The 920-nt window shown below is 34.9% G+C and carries 1 protein-coding gene and 1 pseudogene; both read right to left on the bottom strand.

What is annotated here, in order from left to right; translation table 11 throughout:
* Positions 1-421 (bottom strand): annotated as a pseudogene (locus tag BFI01S_RS22050) (transposase); the annotation flags it as partial.
* Positions 418-920, bottom strand: a 503-nt coding sequence (locus tag BFI01S_RS22045) for a tyrosine-type recombinase/integrase (RefSeq protein ID WP_156478376.1), incomplete at its 5' end; no start/stop codon positions are given. The gene BFI01S_RS22045 and the pseudogene BFI01S_RS22050, both read right to left, overlap by 4 nt.

Below are 920 nucleotides of genomic sequence, written 5' to 3'. Positions count from 1 at the left end.
ACGAAAGCTTCCTTCTCCCATAAATTCGTATGCTCAAACCTAATTCACTTAAATGTGATCTTAATTGCATCAATGCTTTATTTATGTCCAAATCTGCAAAACTATTAATATTAGGATAAAATTTCTTAAGAAATTTAGAAAGTTGTTTAAAAGATCTGGCATAATTATGCACTGCTGAATACAATTGTAGGTCATCTTTTTGAATACGAGTAAGAATAAAAAACTTAACTTCATTTTTAAGCTTAGTTGGAAATACCGAAAAATTCATTTTGCGATGGGTTTTTCCCCATTCTGATTTTCTAAAATCATTAAAGGCTGCATCGTCTGCGTCCCAAATGTCGTTTTCAAAGTAACTAGTGACTTTTTGGGTTATTTCACTGACTTTACCTTCTGGTAGTAGGTGTCCAACAGATAAATTCATTCGTTTTTCTCCTTATTTTCTTTATTGATTTTCATTCTTTCTTGAGCGTTTTCCCAGTCTTTTCGAATATCTTCATCCGAAGGATGGATATACATCTGCATTGTTGTTTGAATATGAGCGTGGCCGGCCCGATTCATTAAATGTTCATCCCGCCAACCAGCCTTTCTTAGTTCTGTTAATGATGTGTGGCGTAACATATGCGGAGTGAAATAAATGCCTGTTTTATCACGCAAACGCTGAACTAGCGCTACTACATCGGTATATTCTAACGGTTGTCCTTTGTTTTCCCCCGATAACTTAATAAAAACGTGATTTGTATCCACTTCATCGGTATGAAATTGAGCAATATAATCAAAGTACATATTAATTAAATCCTCAGATACATCGATACTTCGGGGACTACATACCGTTTTAATTTCAGCTAGATTAAATAACTCACCCCGATCACGTATATGAATTTTCCTCGCATCAACCTCGAAATCCTCAAGCCATAAAGTAT

Origin of the sequence: Cytobacillus firmus NBRC 15306, assembly GCF_001591465.1 — a bacterium.
GTDB lineage: Bacteria > Bacillota > Bacilli > Bacillales > Cytobacillaceae > Cytobacillus > Cytobacillus firmus.
Note: the sequence above shows the minus strand (reverse complement) of the source record. Positions and strands in the feature narration are given on the sequence as shown.